The sequence below is a fragment of the Aeromonas sp. FDAARGOS 1416 genome (assembly GCF_019048085.1).
Lineage (GTDB): Bacteria > Pseudomonadota > Gammaproteobacteria > Enterobacterales > Aeromonadaceae > Aeromonas > Aeromonas veronii.
In genome coordinates this window covers 3,031,185-3,047,730 of the sequence record NZ_CP077301.1, presented here as the reverse complement: position 1 = coordinate 3,047,730, position 16,546 = coordinate 3,031,185, and the positions used below count along the sequence as shown (strand labels likewise).

At 58.4% G+C, this 16,546-nt stretch carries 16 protein-coding genes and 12 tRNA genes; 21 read left to right on the top strand and 7 right to left on the bottom strand.

All coding sequences use genetic code 11. The features are described from left to right. The first annotated feature begins 5 nt into the window (after positions 1-5). From tolA to I6L46_RS13545, 16 genes are all read left to right on the top strand, one after another. The gene (gene tolA, locus I6L46_RS13620) at positions 6-1,139 is read left to right on the top strand and encodes a cell envelope integrity protein TolA (protein WP_013723471.1); all 1,134 of its coding nucleotides are present in this window, start codon (positions 6-8) and stop codon (positions 1,137-1,139) included. A gap of 95 nt (positions 1,140-1,234) precedes the next feature. Beyond that, on the top strand, positions 1,235-2,560 hold the full coding sequence (gene tolB, locus I6L46_RS13615) for a Tol-Pal system beta propeller repeat protein TolB (RefSeq protein WP_005335728.1): 1,326 nt from the start codon (positions 1,235-1,237) through the stop codon (positions 2,558-2,560). Between the two features lie 49 nt (positions 2,561-2,609). Then, a complete protein-coding gene (gene pal / locus I6L46_RS13610; RefSeq protein ID WP_005313284.1) occupies positions 2,610-3,134 on the top strand; it encodes a peptidoglycan-associated lipoprotein Pal in 525 nt (174 codons plus the stop codon). A 158-nt stretch (positions 3,135-3,292) separates the two neighbouring features. Continuing rightward, a complete protein-coding gene (ybgF, locus tag I6L46_RS13605; protein ID WP_216975958.1) occupies positions 3,293-4,093 on the top strand; it encodes a tol-pal system protein YbgF in 801 nt (266 codons plus the stop codon). A 174-nt stretch (positions 4,094-4,267) separates the two neighbouring features. Continuing rightward, a tRNA-Lys gene (locus tag I6L46_RS13600) sits at positions 4,268-4,343 on the top strand. Between the two features lie 31 nt (positions 4,344-4,374). Further along, positions 4,375-4,450, top strand: a tRNA-Val gene (locus tag I6L46_RS13595). A gap of 24 nt (positions 4,451-4,474) precedes the next feature. Further along, positions 4,475-4,550 (top strand) — tRNA-Lys (locus tag I6L46_RS13590). 17 nt (positions 4,551-4,567) lie between these two features. After that, positions 4,568-4,643: transfer RNA gene (locus tag I6L46_RS13585), tRNA-Val, on the top strand. A 24-nt stretch (positions 4,644-4,667) separates the two neighbouring features. Continuing rightward, positions 4,668-4,743, top strand: a tRNA-Lys gene (locus I6L46_RS13580). Between the two features lie 17 nt (positions 4,744-4,760). Continuing rightward, positions 4,761-4,836: transfer RNA gene (locus I6L46_RS13575), tRNA-Val, on the top strand. A 24-nt stretch (positions 4,837-4,860) separates the two neighbouring features. Then, positions 4,861-4,936, top strand: a tRNA-Lys gene (locus I6L46_RS13570). Between the two features lie 17 nt (positions 4,937-4,953). Further along, a tRNA-Val gene (locus tag I6L46_RS13565) sits at positions 4,954-5,029 on the top strand. A gap of 24 nt (positions 5,030-5,053) precedes the next feature. Next, a tRNA-Lys gene (locus I6L46_RS13560) sits at positions 5,054-5,129 on the top strand. 16 nt (positions 5,130-5,145) lie between these two features. Continuing rightward, positions 5,146-5,221 (top strand) — tRNA-Val (locus tag I6L46_RS13555). 36 nt (positions 5,222-5,257) lie between these two features. Beyond that, positions 5,258-5,333, top strand: a tRNA-Lys gene (locus tag I6L46_RS13550). A gap of 17 nt (positions 5,334-5,350) precedes the next feature. Next, positions 5,351-5,426, top strand: a tRNA-Val gene (locus tag I6L46_RS13545). Positions 5,427-5,731: 305 nt separating this feature from the next. On the opposite strand, the gene I6L46_RS13540 is transcribed toward I6L46_RS13545, so the two are convergent. Beyond that, entirely contained in the window at positions 5,732-7,045 is a 1,314-nt protein-coding gene (locus I6L46_RS13540; protein ID WP_216975957.1) for a sodium-dependent transporter, read from the bottom strand. A gap of 431 nt (positions 7,046-7,476) precedes the next feature. Here I6L46_RS13540 and I6L46_RS13535 point away from each other — a divergent pair, with 431 nt between their 5' ends. Continuing rightward, entirely contained in the window at positions 7,477-8,196 is a 720-nt protein-coding gene (locus tag I6L46_RS13535; protein ID WP_216975956.1) for an ABC transporter substrate-binding protein, read from the top strand. A 3-nt stretch (positions 8,197-8,199) separates the two neighbouring features. Here I6L46_RS13535 and I6L46_RS13530 read toward each other — a convergent pair whose 3' ends face one another. Continuing rightward, positions 8,200-9,513 carry a sodium-dependent transporter gene (locus I6L46_RS13530; protein ID WP_005335722.1) on the bottom strand — a complete coding sequence of 438 codons (1,314 nt, stop codon included), beginning with the start codon at positions 9,511-9,513 and terminating at the stop codon, positions 8,200-8,202. 212 nt (positions 9,514-9,725) lie between these two features. Next, positions 9,726-10,565, bottom strand: coding sequence for an isopenicillin N synthase family oxygenase (locus I6L46_RS13525; protein ID WP_216975955.1), 840 nt, complete (start codon positions 10,563-10,565; stop codon positions 9,726-9,728). Positions 10,566-10,771: 206 nt separating this feature from the next. On the opposite strand from I6L46_RS13525, the gene I6L46_RS13520 reads away from it, so the two are divergent. Then, positions 10,772-11,335, top strand: coding sequence for a DUF2799 domain-containing protein (locus tag I6L46_RS13520; protein WP_069554893.1), 564 nt, complete (start codon positions 10,772-10,774; stop codon positions 11,333-11,335). Between the two features lie 51 nt (positions 11,336-11,386). Here the strand turns inward: I6L46_RS13520 and I6L46_RS13515 are convergent, their stop codons facing one another. Next, positions 11,387-12,205 carry a Cof-type HAD-IIB family hydrolase gene (locus tag I6L46_RS13515; RefSeq protein ID WP_216975954.1) on the bottom strand — a complete coding sequence of 273 codons (819 nt, stop codon included), beginning with the start codon at positions 12,203-12,205 and terminating at the stop codon, positions 11,387-11,389. Between the two features lie 110 nt (positions 12,206-12,315). Further along, a complete protein-coding gene (locus tag I6L46_RS13510; protein ID WP_216975953.1) occupies positions 12,316-13,545 on the bottom strand; it encodes an MFS transporter in 1,230 nt (409 codons plus the stop codon). A 106-nt stretch (positions 13,546-13,651) separates the two neighbouring features. Between I6L46_RS13510 and I6L46_RS13505 the strand changes: the two genes are divergently transcribed. Both I6L46_RS13505 and I6L46_RS13500 read left to right on the top strand, forming a co-directional pair. Continuing rightward, positions 13,652-14,275 (top strand): metalloregulator ArsR/SmtB family transcription factor, encoded by a 624-nt coding sequence (locus I6L46_RS13505; RefSeq protein ID WP_216975952.1) that lies wholly within the window; start codon positions 13,652-13,654, stop codon positions 14,273-14,275. A gap of 311 nt (positions 14,276-14,586) precedes the next feature. Next, positions 14,587-15,063: an Lrp/AsnC family transcriptional regulator gene (locus I6L46_RS13500; protein WP_005304871.1), complete on the top strand. Its 477-nt coding sequence runs from the start codon at positions 14,587-14,589 to the stop codon at positions 15,061-15,063. 126 nt (positions 15,064-15,189) lie between these two features. Here I6L46_RS13500 and I6L46_RS13495 read toward each other — a convergent pair whose 3' ends face one another. After that, positions 15,190-15,507, bottom strand: a complete 318-nt coding sequence (locus I6L46_RS13495; protein WP_005343224.1) for a hypothetical protein — start codon at positions 15,505-15,507, stop codon at positions 15,190-15,192. A gap of 145 nt (positions 15,508-15,652) precedes the next feature. Beyond that, positions 15,653-15,880: a hypothetical protein gene (locus tag I6L46_RS13490; protein ID WP_216975950.1), complete on the bottom strand. Its 228-nt coding sequence runs from the start codon at positions 15,878-15,880 to the stop codon at positions 15,653-15,655. A 206-nt stretch (positions 15,881-16,086) separates the two neighbouring features. Here I6L46_RS13490 and I6L46_RS13485 point away from each other — a divergent pair, with 206 nt between their 5' ends. Further along, positions 16,087-16,533: an NUDIX hydrolase gene (locus I6L46_RS13485; protein ID WP_216975948.1), complete on the top strand. Its 447-nt coding sequence runs from the start codon at positions 16,087-16,089 to the stop codon at positions 16,531-16,533. The last annotated feature ends 13 nt before the right edge of the window (positions 16,534-16,546 follow it).

Here is a 16,546-nt window from a genome sequence, read left to right as displayed (position 1 = left end):
CGGAGATGGATGTGAAGCGTGGTATTTCCGGTTATCTCATCGCGTCGTTTCTGCTGCACCTGATCATCGGCATCATCCTGTTTGTCGGGCTCGATTTCAGCAAACCGAAACGACCCGAATCGAAGGGGCAGATCGTCAATGCCGTCATGCTCGATGAGAACTTCCTCAACGAACAGGCCAAGCAGATCCAGCAGCAGAAATCTCAGCCCAAGCCTCAAAAGGTAGAGAAAGAGAAGGATAAGGAAGATACGGATCTCGCCAAGCGTGAGCTGGCTCAGAAACAGGAGCAGCTTCGCATCGCCGAGACCAAGCGCAAGCAGGCAGAAGAGGCGACTCGCAAGGCCGAGGCCGAAAAGCAGAAGAAGGTGGCCGAGCAGAAGCAGGCGGAAGAGAAGGCCCAAAAAGCCGAGGAAGCCCGCAAGCTGGAAGAACAGAAGGCCAAGAAGGCCGAAGCCGAGCGTAAAGCTGCGGAAGCCGAGAGCAAGGCGTTGGCGCTGAAGAAGAAAAAGGAACAAGAGAAGAAAGAGGCCGAAGAGAAAGCCAAGGCGGCAGAAGCCAAGGCCAAGAAAGCGGAAGCTGACAAGAAGGCTAAAGCTGAAGCCGAGAAGAAAGCCAAGGCAGAAGCAGAGAAAAAAGCCAAAGCCGAGGCCGAGAAGAAGGCCAAGGAAGAGGCTGAGAAAAAGGCAAAAGCTGACGCAGAGAAGAAAGCCAAGGCCGAGGCCGAAAAGCAGGCCAAGATCGCGGCTGAGCGCAAGCGTAAAGCCGCCGAGCAGGCCAAGCTGCAAAAAGAGATGGAAGAGATGATGCAGCAGCAGCTGTCGGCTGAGGCCAATGCCCGCAGTCAGGCGGCATCGGCAGCAGCCCAGGGCGAAGTCGACAAATATGCGGCGCTCATCAAGGCCACTGTTGAGCGGTATATGATTTTGGATCCCACCATGCGGGGCAAAACATGTACTATCGGCGTACGTCTTGCGAGCAGTGGCTTTGTCATATCGGTAGATAACGGCCAGGGTGACCCGGCGGTCTGTCGTTCCGGTAAGGCGGCTGTTCTGAAAGCCAATCAACTGCCTGTGCCCAAGGATCCTGCGGCATTCGAGATGTTGAAGGAATTTAACCTGAAGTTAGAACCGAGTATCTAAGCGTGATAAAACGAGGTTGCTTGCCTTTGGTTGGCAACCTCTCGCCGAGAAAGGAATTTAACCTCTCATCTATATTGGAACCGAGTATTTAAGCCATGATCAGAAAAGTATTTTTTGCTTTGGTTGGCTGTTTGTTGCTGGGCCAGAGTGCCCAGGCGGCCCTGGACATCGTCATCACCGGCGGTATTGATAGCGCACGCCCCATCGCCGTCGCCCCCTTCAAGTGGGAAGGTAACGGGCAGTTGCCGCAGGACATCGCGGAAGTTGTCTCCAACGACCTGATGCGCAGCGGCAAGTTCAAGCCGCTGGCCCGTGGCCAGATGCCGCAGACCCCGAGCAGCAGCAGCGAGATCAACTTCGCTCCCTGGGCCTCCCAAGGGGTTGAAGCCGTGGTGGTGGGTTCCATTTCGGCAGTCGGTGACGGCACCTACAAGGTGAACTTCGAGCTGGTCGATGTGCTGAAAGGCCAGCTGGCCAAGGCACAAGGTGGCGAGAGCAACGGTTACATCCTGGATAGCCGCATGGCGACCATCCCGGGTGCCCAGATGCGCCAGTTTGCCCACCGTATCTCAGATATCGTCTATGAGCGTCTGACTGGCGAGCGCGGTGCCTTCCTGACCCGTCTGGCTTACGTCTCCGTACAGCAGGGTACCCAGTTCCCGTACCAGCTGCGTATTTCTGATTACGACGGTTACAACGAGAAGACCCTGCTGCGCTCCCGCGAACCGTTGATGTCTCCAGCCTGGTCGCCGGATGGCAGCAAGCTGGCTTACGTGAGCTTCGAGAACCAGAAGTCCGAAATCTATGTGCAGGATATCTACACCCAGCAGCGCAGTCTGATCACCAGTTTCCGCGGTATCAACGGGGCGCCGGAGTGGTCTCCGGATGGTCGTCGTCTGGCTATCGTTCTCTCCAAAGATGGTTCACCGAACCTCTATGTGGTTGATGTCGCTAGCAAGCAGCTGACCCGCGTCACTACCAGCCGCGTGATCGACACCGAGCCCTCCTGGATGCCGGACGGGCAAAATTTGTTGTTCACCTCTGAACGTGGTGGCAAACCCCAGATTTATAGCGTAAATTTGGCGACTGGTATGACTCGCCGGATGACTTGGGAAGGTGAATCCAACCAGGGGGCATCCATTACTCCTGATGGCAAAATCATGGTGATGGTGACCCGTGTTCAGGGACAGTATCGTATTGCCCGTCAGGACATGGAAAACAATGCCCTGTTGGTCCTTACCCAGAGTGCTCTGGATGAGTCGCCAAGTGTGGCTCCCAATGGCAGCATGATCATTTATGCCACCATCTATCAGGGTCGTAAGAGTCTCGCGTTGGTGTCGACTGATGGTCGCTTCAAGGCTGTGCTTCCGACCAGTAGCGGTGAAATTCGTGCACCAGCTTGGTCGCCCTTCTTGAATTGATAAAAATCCAATTGTTTTTTGTTTTGTTATAAAGGTTTAAGGAAATAGCATGCAACTCAATAAACTGCTCAAGGGTTTGGCCATCGCACTGCCACTGTTCACCCTGGCCGCTTGTAGTTCTTCTTCTGATTCCGACGCCGCTGGCGCTGAATCAGGTATGACCGACGGCATGGGCGGTGTACAAACCGGCGGCGCCAACGGCATGTTGTCCCCGGAAGAGCAGATGCGTCAGAAGTTCGAAGCACTGCAGCGTGACAACGTGATCTACTTCCCGTTCGACGGTTACGATATCCAGGGTCAGTACGCTGATCTGCTGGATGCCCACGCCAGCTACCTGCGCGAGCGCCCGAGCGTGAAAGTCCTGATCGAAGGTCACGCCGATGAGCGCGGTACTCCGGAGTACAACATCGCCCTGGGCGAGCGTCGTGCCAAGGCTGTTGCCAAGTATCTGCAAACCCTGGGTGTGCAGGCCGAGCAGCTCTCCATCGTCAGCTATGGCGAAGAGAAGCCGCTGGATCTGTCCCACACCGAGGATGCCTTTGCCAAAAACCGCCGCGCGGTTCTGGTTTACTAAGGTTTAAACCGAACGAAGTTCGTTTATATGCAAGCGGCCATTTCGATGGCCGTTTTATTTGCACTAAACGCCAAGGTTTGATCCGAATGAAATCTGCATATGCGAGCGACGATGGCGCTGGCCGTTTTATCTGTACTAAACGCTAAGGTTTGATCCGAATGAAATCTGTGTACAAGCAAGCTGTCGTTGCGCTGGCCGTATTGGTTGCTCTGAATGCGCAAGCTGCGGCACCGGTCAGCGATCTGGGCGGTGACTCAAGTGGTGGGGTTGTCCTTAGTGGCAACAACGGTGCCATCGTGCCCACCGGTAGCCTGGAAGATCGGGTAGCCCTGCTGGAGCGCACCCTCAATGCCCGTCTGCGACTGCAAGCTGAATTGCAGCAACAAGTCGACTCCCTGCAAGGGGAGGTCTCCGAGCTGCGTGGTCAGCTGGAGCAGCAGACCTACCAGATGGAACAGTCGCAAGAGCGCCAGCGCCAGCTCTACCAAGAGCTCGACAAGGTTGCCAGCAGCCAGCAAGCTGCTCCAGCCGCCGCGGCCCCTGCTGCTGCCACACCGGCTGCTGCCGCCAATTACTCAACCAATCAGGATGAGAATCAGGCTTACGACGCAGCGGTCAACATGGTGCTCAAAGAGAAGAACTACGACAAAGCCATTCCGGCTTTCCAGGGCTTTATCAAGCAGTACCCCAATTCGGGCTATGTTCCCAATGCACACTACTGGCTCGGCCAGCTGCTGTTCAACAAGGGTGACCGAGCCGGTGCTGCCGCCCAGTTCTCTACCGTCGCCAACAAGTACAGCAAGTCGCCCAAGCGCGCCGATGCCCTGCTGAAGCTGGGGATGCTGGCGCAGCTGGATGGCAAGAAGGCGGAAGCCAAATCCTTCTATGAGCAGGTGATCAAGGGCTATCCCAACACCTCGCCAGCCCAGTTGGCCAAACAGAGTCTGGCCAAGCTGTAACATTGCTGTATGTCACTGTTTTCGTAACGCTACTGTAAAAACAGCCTGCATTTGTACGCACAGTGAGCAAACGGATTTAAATTACGAATTTTCTGTTGCACCGGAAATTTAAATCCGTAATATAGGCCGCCGTCAGAGCCGAAGCAGTAATGCAGTCGGAACTGGTCGTGGTGAGGGTCGTTAGCTCAGTCGGTAGAGCAGTTGACTTTTAATCAATTGGTCGCTGGTTCGAATCCAGCACGACCCACCATTTTCTCCACTCGGTGGAGACAGAATTCCCAGGTCGTTTAGCTCAGCTGGGAGAGCACCTCCCTTACAAGGAGGGGGTCACTGGTTCGATCCCAGTAACGACCACCAGTTTGTAGAAAAAATGATTTAGATGGGTCGTTAGCTCAGTCGGTAGAGCAGTTGACTTTTAATCAATTGGTCGCTGGTTCGAATCCAGCACGACCCACCATCATTTCAAGAATCCCAGGTCGTTTAGCTCAGCTGGGAGAGCACCTCCCTTACAAGGAGGGGGTCACTGGTTCGATCCCAGTAACGACCACCAGTTTGTAGAAAAAATGATTTAGATGGGTCGTTAGCTCAGTCGGTAGAGCAGTTGACTTTTAATCAATTGGTCGCTGGTTCGAATCCAGCACGACCCACCATCATTTCAAGAATCCCAGGTCGTTTAGCTCAGCTGGGAGAGCACCTCCCTTACAAGGAGGGGGTCACTGGTTCGATCCCAGTAACGACCACCAGTTTGTAGAAAAAATGATTTAGATGGGTCGTTAGCTCAGTCGGTAGAGCAGTTGACTTTTAATCAATTGGTCGCTGGTTCGAATCCAGCACGACCCACCATCATTTCAAGAATCCCAGGTCGTTTAGCTCAGCTGGGAGAGCACCTCCCTTACAAGGAGGGGGTCACTGGTTCGATCCCAGTAACGACCACCAGTTTGTAGAAAAAATGATTTAGATGGGTCGTTAGCTCAGTCGGTAGAGCAGTTGACTTTTAATCAATTGGTCGCTGGTTCGAATCCAGCACGACCCACCATCATTTCAGAATCCCAGGTCGTTTAGCTCAGCTGGGAGAGCACCTCCCTTACAAGGAGGGGGTCACTGGTTCGATCCCAGTAACGACCACCATATTTGCAGTAAAAAGTTTAAAAAAATGATTTAGATGGGTCGTTAGCTCAGTCGGTAGAGCAGTTGACTTTTAATCAATTGGTCGCTGGTTCGAATCCAGCACGACCCACCATCATTTCAAGAATCCCAGGTCGTTTAGCTCAGCTGGGAGAGCACCTCCCTTACAAGGAGGGGGTCACTGGTTCGATCCCAGTAACGACCACCATATTCGCAAGCGAGGCTGAGATATCAGCTGCGATTGCAGAGAAAGTCCCCATTCAGATGGGGATTTTTTTTGCCCGCAATTCAGTACTCCAGCTTCTTCTGTTGCCGTTGTGGCGAGCCAAGCACCACCTCTTATAGTGCCACTCTGCCACTCCGATCCTTCTTCATCCTGCTCTTCCGAGATTGCTCGACGGCCACTGACTTCACTCCTGTCCATCGTGATGCTGTTCATATGAACGCCTGTTAAAGCAAACGCCAGCAATAAAAAGGGCAGGCCAAGGCCTGCCCGCAAAGATGCGCAAGGTGTTACATGATCCCGCGGATCAGGATCCCGCTGATCAGCAGCGGCGCCACCACGCGCCAGCACCAGAGCAGCGCCAGACGCAGGGCGGGTGACAGGCCCGCAGGCAATATGGCATCACCCAATCGCCAGCCAAGCAGCAGGGTCAGTACCAGACCAAACAGCGGCATCATCAGGTTTGAGGTCAGATAGTCGAGCAACTCGAAGATGGTCTTGCCAAACAGGGTCAGATCGCTCCATGGGCCGAACGACAGGCTCACCGGAATGCCGGAGGCCATGATGAGCAGAGTCAGTACCCTGCAGGCGCCACGACGCGACCAACCCCACTCCTCGGTGGTGAAGCGCACCAGATGCTCCAGCATGGAGATGGAGGAGGAGAGAGCGGCGACCAGCAGCAACAGGAAGAAGATCACCCCCAGCCCCTGACCGAACGGCAGATGACTGAACACGGCAGGCATGGTCATAAAGGTGAGCCCTGGGCCCGCGGTGGGATCGATGCCGGTGGAGGCCAGCGCCGGGAAGATCATCAAGCCCGCCAGCACCGAGATAAGGCTGGCCAGTGTGACCACCCAGACCCCAGAGCGCAGCACCCCTTCGCTATTGGGCAGGTAGGCGCCATAGGTCGTGTGTACCCCGAGCCCGATGGAGAGGGAGAAGAAGGCCAGCCCCAGCGCGTCCAGCACGCTCTGGCCGGTCAGCATGGAGAAGTCCGGCAGCAACAGCTGGCGCACACCCGCCATGGAGCCCGGCATGGAGAGACCGACCCCCACCAGCAACAACATCATGATGAAGAGCGCGGGCATCATCCAGCGCAGTGCCCGCTCCACCCCTTTCTGAATACCCCCCTGCACGAACCACCAGGTCAGGCCTGCGAAGATCAGATGGGTCAGCACCGGCCACCAGGGGTTGCTGACATAGCCGTTGAACAGGGCGGTGAGGGCGCTTCCTTCGCTCAGATTGAGCTTGCCAGCCATCGCCAGCGCGGCGTAACCCACGGTCCAGCCGCCCACCACGCTGTAGAAGCTGTAGATAAAGAAGCCGCAGGCGATCCCCATATACCCCATCCAGCGCCAGTTCGGCCCCACCAGTTTGCGGAAAGCGCCGAGCACCCCGCGCTGACTATGGCTGCCGAGCAGAGTTTCGCCGACCTGTACCGCTACCCCCAGGGTAAAGCTGAACAGCAGAAACACCAGCAGGAAGGCGCCACCGCCATTGGTGGCGGTCACATAGGGAAACTTCCAGATGGCACCAAGGCCAATCGCTGTGCCTGCTGCGGCCAGCACATGACCGAGACGGGAAGACCACTGAACCTGGCTCATACAACCTCCGGGTAACACGACATCGAAGCAATACTCCTGAGTAGCAATAAACGACAGACCATAAAAAAGGCCGCTTGAGGCGACCTTTGCAATGAACATTCAGAAAAACTGTGCGTGCAAGGTCACCTCTCTTGCGAGCTAAAAAATCGACCAAACAGCACGAGGATGGCAGACATGAGGTGACAACCTGACTAATGAATGAGGGAACAGCCTAAACCATGGAAAGAATAATTGACACATAAAATCAAATTTTTTTATGTGTGCCGCTGTCACCACTCTGGCTATACGTACAACTCAATGGGGGAGAACCTCGCAGGGCTGCATCTTTTCTACCTTGTGGCTATTTACTGGGCGATAATCGACGTAGCTTCTTCTGGAACTAGTGACCGCTACATGGCACTGACGGGAACAACGATGAGACAGGATATCGTATGAGATGGATGGTGCTGCCTTGGTTACTGATCAGCCTGAGTGTGTCGGCGCAGCCCGGATTAACCCTGCTGAGTCACGACTTACCCCCCTTTACCGAATACCGCGACGGCAAGCTCGATGGCTTCGCCATTCGTTTGATTGATGAGGTGCAGGAGGAGCTTGGCACCCGTTATCCGGTGCGGATTTACCCGCTCAAGCGGGCGCTGGCCCTGGCACGGGTCGAGCCCGGCTATGGACTGTTCGTGGTACAGCGGCTCCCGGAGCGGGAGTCCCATTTCAAATGGGTTGGCCCGCTCTTTATCAATCGGGTCTTTATCTATCAGGCGCCGGATAGTCGCCACCCGCTGACCTCGCTGGCACAGTTGCGAGATCTGCCCAGAGTGGGGGTGGTGCTGGGCAATGCCGATGATGTGCGGCTGACCCATGAGGGCTACACCAATCTGGTGCGCTACAAGACAGTCGGGGAGGCGATAGAGCGGCTGATGTTGGGCAAGATCGATGCCTTGCCGATGGCGGAGCTGGTGATGGAGGCCACCCTCGACAAGATGGGGTTATCCCGGCGCAGCATCGTCAGCAGTGGAGTGCTGCTCCATCAGGCCGGTCTCTATATCGTCTTCTCCAAGGGAACGGATGATGCCGAGATCACCCGCTGGCAGCATGCCCTGGATGCCGTCAGAGCCGCACAGGGGCGGGCCGATGGGCCCACCCGCGAAGAGTAACCGTCACACCAGACCGCGAATCAAGATCCCGCCGATCAGCAAGGGGGCAATCCAGCGCCAGCAGTTCATCAGCAGGTGATGCCAGTGGCTGGCAATCCCCTGCGGCAGTGCCTTGCGCCCCAGCTTCCAGCCCAGCAGCAGCGTCAGCATCAGGCCGAACAGCGGCATCATCAGGTTGGAGGTGACAAAGTCCAGCAACTCGAAAATGGTTTTGCCAAACAGGGTGGCGTGTTGCAGCGGGCCAAACGACAGGCTGACCGGAACACCGCTAACCATGACGAATCCAGTGATGGCGCTGCAGGCCGTGCGGCGTGACCAGCCCCAGGTCTCGCACAGGAAGCACTGCAAATGCTCCAGCAGAGAGATGGCTGAGGAGAGCGCCGCGAAGACCAGCAGGGCGAAGAAGATCACCTCAAGTACCTGACCGAAGGGCAGCAGCTGAAACACCGCCGGCATGGTCATGAAGGTGAGACCGGGGCCGGAGGCCGGGTCGATACCGGTCGAGGCCAGCACAGGGAAGATCATCAAGCCCGCCAGTACCGCCACCATGCTGGCCAGCAGCACCACCCAGAGGCTGGAGCGACCAACCCCTTCGCTGGTCGGCAGATAGGCGCCGTAGGTGGTGTGGATGCCAAGACCGATGGAGAGGGAGAAGAAGGCCAGCCCCATGGCATCGAGCACGCCGGACATCCCCAGCTTGCTGAAGTCGGGCATCAGGAAGTGACGTACCCCCGCCATTGCATTGGGCAGGGTAAGGCCAAAGGCGACCAGCATCAGGATCATCAGAAACAGGGCTGGCATCATCCAGCGCAGGGTGCGCTCCACCCCTTTCTGAATGCCGCCTTGCACCACCATCCAGGTGAGGGCGGCAAACAGCAGATGGGTGAGAATGGGCCAGACGTCGCCGCTGACATAGTCATTGAAGCGGGCGGTGAGGGCCGCCGCATCCCCATGGTTGAGCTGGCCTGAGATGGCCATGCCGGTATAACCCAGGGTCCACCCGCCCACCACGCTGTAGAAGCAGTAGATGAGCAGGGTAGAGATCACCCCCATTACCCCAACCCAGCGCCACTGTTTGCCGAGCAGATCGGAGAAGGCTCCGACTACCCCGCGGCGACTCATGCTGCCGAGCAGGGTCTCCCCCATCAGTACCGCCACCCCCAGGGTGAAGCTGAACAGCAGAAAGACCAGCAGGAAGGCGCCGCCGCCGTTGACGGCGGTGACATAGGGGAATTTCCAGATTGCGCCGATACCGACCGCGGACCCCGCTGCGGCGAGGATGTAGCCGAGTCGGGATGACCATTGGGACTGCTTCATAAGAACTCCAATCGAGCGCCCCTGGGCAGGGGCAGAATGGCGCTCATGTTACGGAGGTCACGGCGCAATCACTACGACGGTTATCAGGTGTAAATGCGATTTATTGGCACGATTGTCTAATTTAATTCTGTTTTTTGCCCAATTCTGCCACTCAATAAAAAACCGGAGCGAGATTGCTCCGGTTTGGTCTCTGACAGCTGCTCGTCGGTGGACTAGATCACCCCGAGCTCCCGCAGCCGTTCCATCAGGTAGCTGTGGGCGGTATGGCGCTCGGAGAGCACCACCTCGGGCCGCGGATGGAGGAACAGCGGCAGCGAGATACGTGACTTGGCGGCACTGCCACCGGTCGGGTTGATGACGCGGTGAGTAGTGGAGGGATAGTAGCCGCGAGAGGCCTCCTGCAGCATATCGCCGATATTGATGATGAGGGTGCCAAAGTCGCACGGCACGTCCATCCACTCGCCATCGGAACCCTTCACCTGAAGCCCTGGTTCGTTGGCGGCGGGCAGAATGGTAAGCAGGTTGATATCCTCGTGGGCGGCGGCGCGGATGGCGCCCGGCTCCTCGGTACCATCGAACGGCGGATAGTGCAGCACCCGCAGCAGGGTCTTCTGGCTCTCTTCGATCATCGAGGAGAGGGGGCAGCTGTAGTTGGCGGCAATATCGGCCGGGGTGTACTGCTCGACCCAGCCCAGCAGCTCTGCGGCCAGACCGTTGGCTAGACGATAGTACTCCATCGCCTGCTCTTTCAGCTCTTCCGGCATCTGGCCCCAGGGGTAGATGTGGAAGTACTCCTTGATGTCTTTCTGGCTATGGCCCTTGGCTACCTCGGAGACCGAGGGCGGGAAGTAGCCATCTTGAGTCTCGCGGTTGAACAGGAAATCCTGCTTCTGCTCGCTCATGAAGAAGCGATACCAGTTTTCGTAGATGGACTGCACCAGCTCTTTCGGAATGGGGTGATTGGTCAACACGCCAAAGCCGGTGGTTCGCAGGGATTCGGTGAAGCGTTGGGCCGCATCGGGTGAGCGGTAATCGACGGTCAGGACTTTCATTGTTTTTGTTGCGCGCCAGTTAAAAGATGGCGCAGTTTACCTTGCGCCTGATAACAAGGAAAGCGGGTTGGCCGCCCGTCTGGCACGGCGTTGAATAGTGACAAAAACATCAAATAAACCGCGCCAGACCGCACGGGAGCGCATCCCTTGTTATGGCCTTTTATCCTCTCTAGAATGCCGGTCACTATCTTTTCCGGAGTCTGTTCATGTCCCCCAAAATCCTGTTGCTGACCCTGCCGGTATTGCTGGCGGGATGCAGTGCCCTGTCAGAAGATGAGTGCCGCACCATGAGTTGGTACAACCTGGGTTATCAGGATGGATCGGAAGGCAAAACCCGTCAGGCGACCCGCGATTACGTTTCGTCTTGCAGCGAGTATGGCCTCAAAGTGGATGAAGCCGAGTGGAAACGGGGCTACGACAAGGGGCTGGAGCTCTACTGCATTCCCGAGCTGGCTTACAGCAAGGGCAAGGAGGGGCAGGCTTATCTGGGGGTATGCCCCAATGACGCCAGCTTCCTCAAACAGTATCAGCGTGGCTACGAAGAGTACAAACTGGCTGCCCGCATGCGGGAGATCAGCGACGAGCTGGAGCGTACCGAGCGGGATATCGATACGCTGGAGCGCAGCATCCGCAACGAAACCAACACGGAACAGCGTGACTATTACCGCGCCAAGCGCGATCGGGCCATTCGCCACTACGAATCCCTGCGCCGGGAGTACAACCGTCTGCGCTATCCGGATCGGGTGATCCAGTTCTCCTTCGGCGGTTAATCCCTCTCTTCATGGCCAGCCCGCGTGCTGGCCATGTTGCATCTTGTCAGCTCAGGGCAGAACCCAGCGCTGCAGCGCCAGTGCGATGCCGTCTTCGTTGTGATCGGCCGTGACTCGATGGGCATGACTCTGGATCTGCGGGGCCGCATTGCCCATGGCCACCGCCAGCCCCACCTGCTCGAACATGCTGATGTCGTTGTTGTTGTCACCAAACGCCACCACCTGCTTCATCGCAATCCCTTCGCTGGCAGCCCACTGGGCAAGCCGGTTGCCCTTGCTGCAACCGGGCTGTACCAGCTCCACCGCATAGGGGGCCGCCCAGTCACGGGTAAAGGGCATCTGCTCGACCACCTCGCCCATAAAGGTGTGCAGGCGTGCCGGATCCTGATTGAACAGCTCCAGCTTCCAGACCGGGTTGTCGAGCCAGCCTGCCAGCTCCTCGACCGGGTGGAGGGCGATCTTGAGGTGGTCCGGCTGATTGGCCGACCAGTGGCGGATGCGGGTGACATGCTCCTCGCAGCCGATGTAGCCAATGCCCTCGCTCAGGTGGAACAGGGCGCCCATCTGCTGTGCCTCGACCGCGGCCAGCAGCTCGGTAAGCGGGGCGGTAGCCAGCGGGTCGCCGCTGAGGATCCCGTTTTGCACCGGATCATAGAGATAGGCGCCGTTGCTGCAGATGAGGGGGGTATCGAGTGCCAGTTCGTGGTGGAAGGGGCGTGCCGTCATGTAGTGGCGCCCCGTGACCAGCAGCACCTTGATGCCGTGGGCGCGGGCCTGCGCCAGGGCTGCCCGGGTGGCCGACGAGATCTTGTGATCCCGGGTCAGCAGGGTACCATCCATATCGAGCGCGATGGCCTTGTACTCACTCATAGCTCCTCCAGCATCGAACAAATCCGCAAAGAGCTTTACCGTCCCAGACCCGGCGCCCCGATGCAAGTTTTGCCCGCGGCCGAAGCGCCGAACTGTGATCCCTTCGTGGCTCAGGTGCAGCTGGCCAGCTGTTGACGACGGTCGGCACGGCGGCGCAGCAGATAGAAACCGGCGGCACTGGCAAGGGAGCAGAGGGTGGCGAGATAGAAGGGCCACTCGGTACCGGCCAGCAGCACCAGACTGCCGAGCAGCACCGCCAGGATCTCGCTGCCCACGGCGAGGGCGCGGTAGAGCCCCATCGCCTGCCCCTGCTGCTCCGGGTGACTGCGGTTGGAGATCGCCACCGAGGTGGCCAGCTCCCCCAGACTCATGCCGATGCCAGCCGGAACGAAGGTGAGTGCCAGCCCCCACCAGTGCACGGGCAGGATAAAGAGCAGCATGCCGCTCGCCATCACCAGATGGCCGACGATGCCGAGGGAGCTGCCGCGCCAGTGACGGGCGATGCGGGATCCGAGCCAGGAGCCCGCCATCATGGGCAGACTCACCAGCACCGCCGCCTGTGCCAGCTGGGCCGGATCCCAGGACAGCCGCTCCACCAGCCAGATATTGAAGTAGGTGAAATAGAGCTGCACCGCACCATAGCTGATCAGGGTAAGTGCGAAGTAGGGCAGCAGGGCCGGTTGCAGCAGCAACTGGCGGCTGGAGAGGGTCGCGGCCTGACGGGTGGCCGCCACCGGCGGACGATAGGGGAGCAGCCAGTAGATCAGCAGCAGGTTGATCAGGGTCATTCCTACCGCCAGCCAGGCGGCCAGACTGTAATCCCCCGAGATCACCGCGGCGTAGCCCCCGATCACCGGCCCCACTACCCAGCCCAGATTCATGCCGATATTGATCCAGGCGAAGCTGCGCGCCTTGTGCTCCTTGCCGGCGAGATCCGCCGCCATCGCCTGCACGATGGCGATGTTGCCGTTGCATAGCCCCTCCACAATCCGGCTGAGCAGCAACAGGGGGAGTGAGCGCCAGGCGATACCGAGTGCCATCAGGGCATAGCCTGCCAGTACCCCCGCCAGCGAGAGCAACAGCAGTGGCTTGCGGCCATAGCGGTCGGAGAGGCGCCCGAGCCAGGGGCTGCCCACCAGCTGGAACAGGGGGTAGAGCCCCATGATGACCCCCAGCCACACTTTGCGGCTCCAGTCTGAGGCCTCCGGCGTCAGCATGCCCTGGGCCGGATCCAGCAGCAAGGGCGCCAATACCGGGGAGGGAAGACTGAAGCCTGCAACTGCCAGCGTGACCGTCATGACCAGCACCCAGAGGGGATTTTTGTGCCCTTGTTTCTCCATGTTGCACCCATTAAATAAAGTTATTGGTTTATTTATGCTGATTCATAGACGGGATTAAGTAAAGTGAATTATTGATTTAATAAAGGGTGCTCCCCATAATGAGATCATGAACGCAAGCACCGACAAGATCCTGTTTCTGCTCAAGAGCCATGGCCCGCAGAGCGCCGCCGCGCTGGGGGAGCAGTTGCAGATGACCTCCATGGGCGCCCGCCAGCACCTGCTCACGCTCGAGCAGGAGGGGTGGGTAACATTCAGCGACGAGGCGCGTGGGCGCGGTCGTCCAGTGCGGCTGTGGCAGCTCACCGAGCAGGCCTGGCAGCGCTTCCCCGATAGCCATAGCGACCTGACCGTGCAACTGATCGACAACGTGCGCGAGCTGTTTGGCGAGGAGGGGATGGAGCGGCTGATCCAGCAGCGGGAGCAGCAAATGCTTGCTCGCTATCAGGAGGCGCTGGGGTCCCATGGCCTCTCTGGCCGGCTGGCGGCACTCAAGGAGCTGCGCACTCGCGAGGGCTACATGGCGGAGATCCGCCGCGAAGAGGATGGCAGCTGGCTGCTGTGGGAGAGCCACTGTCCCATCTGTGCGGCGGCGCGTACTTGCCGCGGTTTTTGTCGCAGCGAGCTGGCGCTGTTTCGCCAGCTGCTGGCGCCAGCGACGGTGGAGCGGGAGCAATATCTGCTGGAGGGGGCACACCGCTGCCTCTATCGCATCACGCCGCCCGTGCTCTGATTTCGTCAAACGCCCAAAAACAACAAAGCAGGCGCCGGGATGCCTGCTTTGTTGCCTTCGGGGAGGGGGTTCTCTCGTTCCAGCCCGTCGTTTCCCGATAAGGTAAGACGGCTGATGGGGCTCTTGACCCGGTAAGGTCCTTCACCGCAGAGACCCGGTCAGGTATCTGCTTTGCCACCGGAAGATGTAACCATAGTATCCCTCCCGTGCCGGTGAGTGGTTGCAAAGTAACCACTTATTTCGGTTGTTTTTGCAATAGTTCACCCTTAATCTAGGAAAAGTGGATTAGTCATTGCAACGAGGAAGGGTAAATGCTGAAACTTGATCGCATAGACAGACATATTCTCGAGCTGATGCAGGAGAATGGCCGCATCAGCAATCTGGAACTGGCCGAGCTGGTGGGGCTCTCCCCGTCCCCCTGCTCCCGCCGGGTCAAGGCGCTGGAGGATGCCGGTCTCATCGACACCCACGTTACTCTGCTCAACGCCCGCCAGCTTGGCCTTACCCTCACCGCCTACATTCACATCTCCATGGACAGACACACGCCCGAGCGGTTCGAAAACTTCGATCGCGCCATCAGCGAACTGCCCGAAGTGCTGGAGTGTGACCTCATCACCGGCAATGATGCCGATTACCAGCTCAAGGTGGTGGTGCGCGACATGGAGCACTATCAGCACTTCCTGCTGGACAAGCTGACCCATATTCCGGGGGTGACCGGTGTGCGCTCCAGCTTCGTGCTGCGCCGCATCAAGCACAAGACGGCGCTGCCGCTCAACCATCTGGGGTGAGCCCGCGCAAACCGCTTACGTAGAAACAGAAAGAGGAGGCCTGTGGCCTCCTCTTTCTGTTATGCGGTATTGGTTATTCGGTTCTGGATTAGCTGTCGCGGTGACGGGGAATGGCGACTGCTGTGGTCAGACGCTGACCTGGCTGATGTCTTCCACCTGCAGCAGCCAGCCGCTCTGCTCCTGCTGCGGTTCGCCGCTGACTCGCAGCCGCTCGCCGGTCGGCACCCACTGCCCCTCGGGCAGGGAGACCAGCAGGCTCTCGCTGCCGTTGTCGAACAGCCAGCGATCTTCGCCAAGCGATTCAATCAGATAACCTTCCATCTCCACTCTGGACTCGGCTTGCCAGGATGGCGCAACGGAATCACGGCTCTCGATGAAATCCCCCTGAACACCAAAACTGGCTAGCCCCCACAGAATGGAGAGCCCGACGATGGATGTTTGCATCTTGTCTCTCCTCTTTTGGAACTGTAGGGCCAGTATGGGAACAGAAAACTGAGCGCACCATGAACAAGGTGGCAAAGTGCTGGCGAGATCGCGAAAAAATCCGGCCAACTGGCCGGCAGTGTAATTTTATGGTGCCTGGATCACACTATTTGGCGGCTTCTTCTGCCATCCGTTCAGCTCTTGGCTTATTCGTCCACATGGCTACCCCGCGATGATCCCCACAGATCCCCTCTGCCACCACGGCGCGAACCCGGGTGCCATCTTTGCAAATGGCCTGCCAGGCGTCGGCATCATCGATGGCGAGCGAGTTGGGGAACGGCGTGGTTTGGCAAGCTGTGAGCAGCAGAGCGCACAGGGGGAGCAATTTTTTCATGGCGGACTCCTCGGGGTGATGGGGGACTGAGAGGATGGGGATGGCCTCTCCATCCGGGCTTCACTCCCCAGCATCAGTGATAACCGGTTAAGGGGCAAGGGGAGGAGCCACCGACAGGCGCAGGTGCCGTGCAGCCGGGGCTTGCCCTGTGCCCTCCTTGGGCCTAAGGTGGGGCCGTTTTAGTGCCTTATTGAAGGAGCGTTTTCATGTCCACTCTCTATCCCCGCGTCGGGGTCGGCGTCATCCTGACCAACGCCCAAGGCCAGGTGCTGCTTGGCAAACGCAAAGGGAGCCATGCCCCTTACTGGTCGATCCCGGGTGGTCATCTGGAGTTGGGGGAGAGCTTCGAGTCGGCGGCGATCCGCGAGGTGGCCGAGGAGACGGGACTTGAGATCCATGGGCCCGAGGTGGTGGCGGTGACCAACAATCTGGAGACCTGGCGCGAGAGCGGGCTGCACTATATCTCGGTGACGCTGCATGCCAAGGCTGATGGTGAGCCGCAACTGCTGGAGCCGGAGAAGTGCGAAGGCTGGGTCTGGTGCGATCCGCGCGAGTTGCCCGAACCCCATTTCGACGCCAGCCGTCAGTCCATCGCCTGCTGGCTGGCGGGACGCTGCTATCTGCCGGGTGATGTGCCCATGGTGTCGGCCTAATCAGTCTGATTGT

Bases quoted from the DNA above. Each gene is read 5' to 3' on its own strand.
- pal (WP_005313284.1), top strand. From the start codon at position 2,610: ATGCAACTCAATAAACTGCTCAAGGGTTTGGCCATCGCACTGCCACTG.
- I6L46_RS13515 (WP_216975954.1), bottom strand. From the start codon at position 12,205: ATGAGTGAGTACAAGGCCATCGCGCTCGATATGGATGGTACCCTGCTG.
- I6L46_RS13495 (WP_005343224.1), bottom strand. From the start codon at position 15,507: ATGCAAACATCCATCGTCGGGCTCTCCATTCTGTGGGGGCTAGCCAGT.
- ybgF (WP_216975958.1), top strand. From the start codon at position 3,293: ATGAAATCTGTGTACAAGCAAGCTGTCGTTGCGCTGGCCGTATTGGTT.
- I6L46_RS13510 (WP_216975953.1), bottom strand. From the start codon at position 13,545: ATGGAGAAACAAGGGCACAAAAATCCCCTCTGGGTGCTGGTCATGACG.
- I6L46_RS13485 (WP_216975948.1), top strand. From the start codon at position 16,087: ATGTCCACTCTCTATCCCCGCGTCGGGGTCGGCGTCATCCTGACCAAC.
- I6L46_RS13540 (WP_216975957.1), bottom strand. From the start codon at position 7,045: ATGAGCCAGGTTCAGTGGTCTTCCCGTCTCGGTCATGTGCTGGCCGCA.
- I6L46_RS13520 (WP_069554893.1), top strand. From the start codon at position 10,772: ATGTCCCCCAAAATCCTGTTGCTGACCCTGCCGGTATTGCTGGCGGGA.
- I6L46_RS13505 (WP_216975952.1), top strand. From the start codon at position 13,652: ATGAACGCAAGCACCGACAAGATCCTGTTTCTGCTCAAGAGCCATGGC.
- I6L46_RS13500 (WP_005304871.1), top strand. From the start codon at position 14,587: ATGCTGAAACTTGATCGCATAGACAGACATATTCTCGAGCTGATGCAG.
- tolB (WP_005335728.1), top strand. From the start codon at position 1,235: ATGATCAGAAAAGTATTTTTTGCTTTGGTTGGCTGTTTGTTGCTGGGC.
- I6L46_RS13535 (WP_216975956.1), top strand. From the start codon at position 7,477: ATGAGATGGATGGTGCTGCCTTGGTTACTGATCAGCCTGAGTGTGTCG.
- I6L46_RS13525 (WP_216975955.1), bottom strand. From the start codon at position 10,565: ATGAAAGTCCTGACCGTCGATTACCGCTCACCCGATGCGGCCCAACGC.
- tolA (WP_013723471.1), top strand. From the start codon at position 6: ATGGATGTGAAGCGTGGTATTTCCGGTTATCTCATCGCGTCGTTTCTG.
- I6L46_RS13530 (WP_005335722.1), bottom strand. From the start codon at position 9,513: ATGAAGCAGTCCCAATGGTCATCCCGACTCGGCTACATCCTCGCCGCA.
- I6L46_RS13490 (WP_216975950.1), bottom strand. From the start codon at position 15,880: ATGAAAAAATTGCTCCCCCTGTGCGCTCTGCTGCTCACAGCTTGCCAA.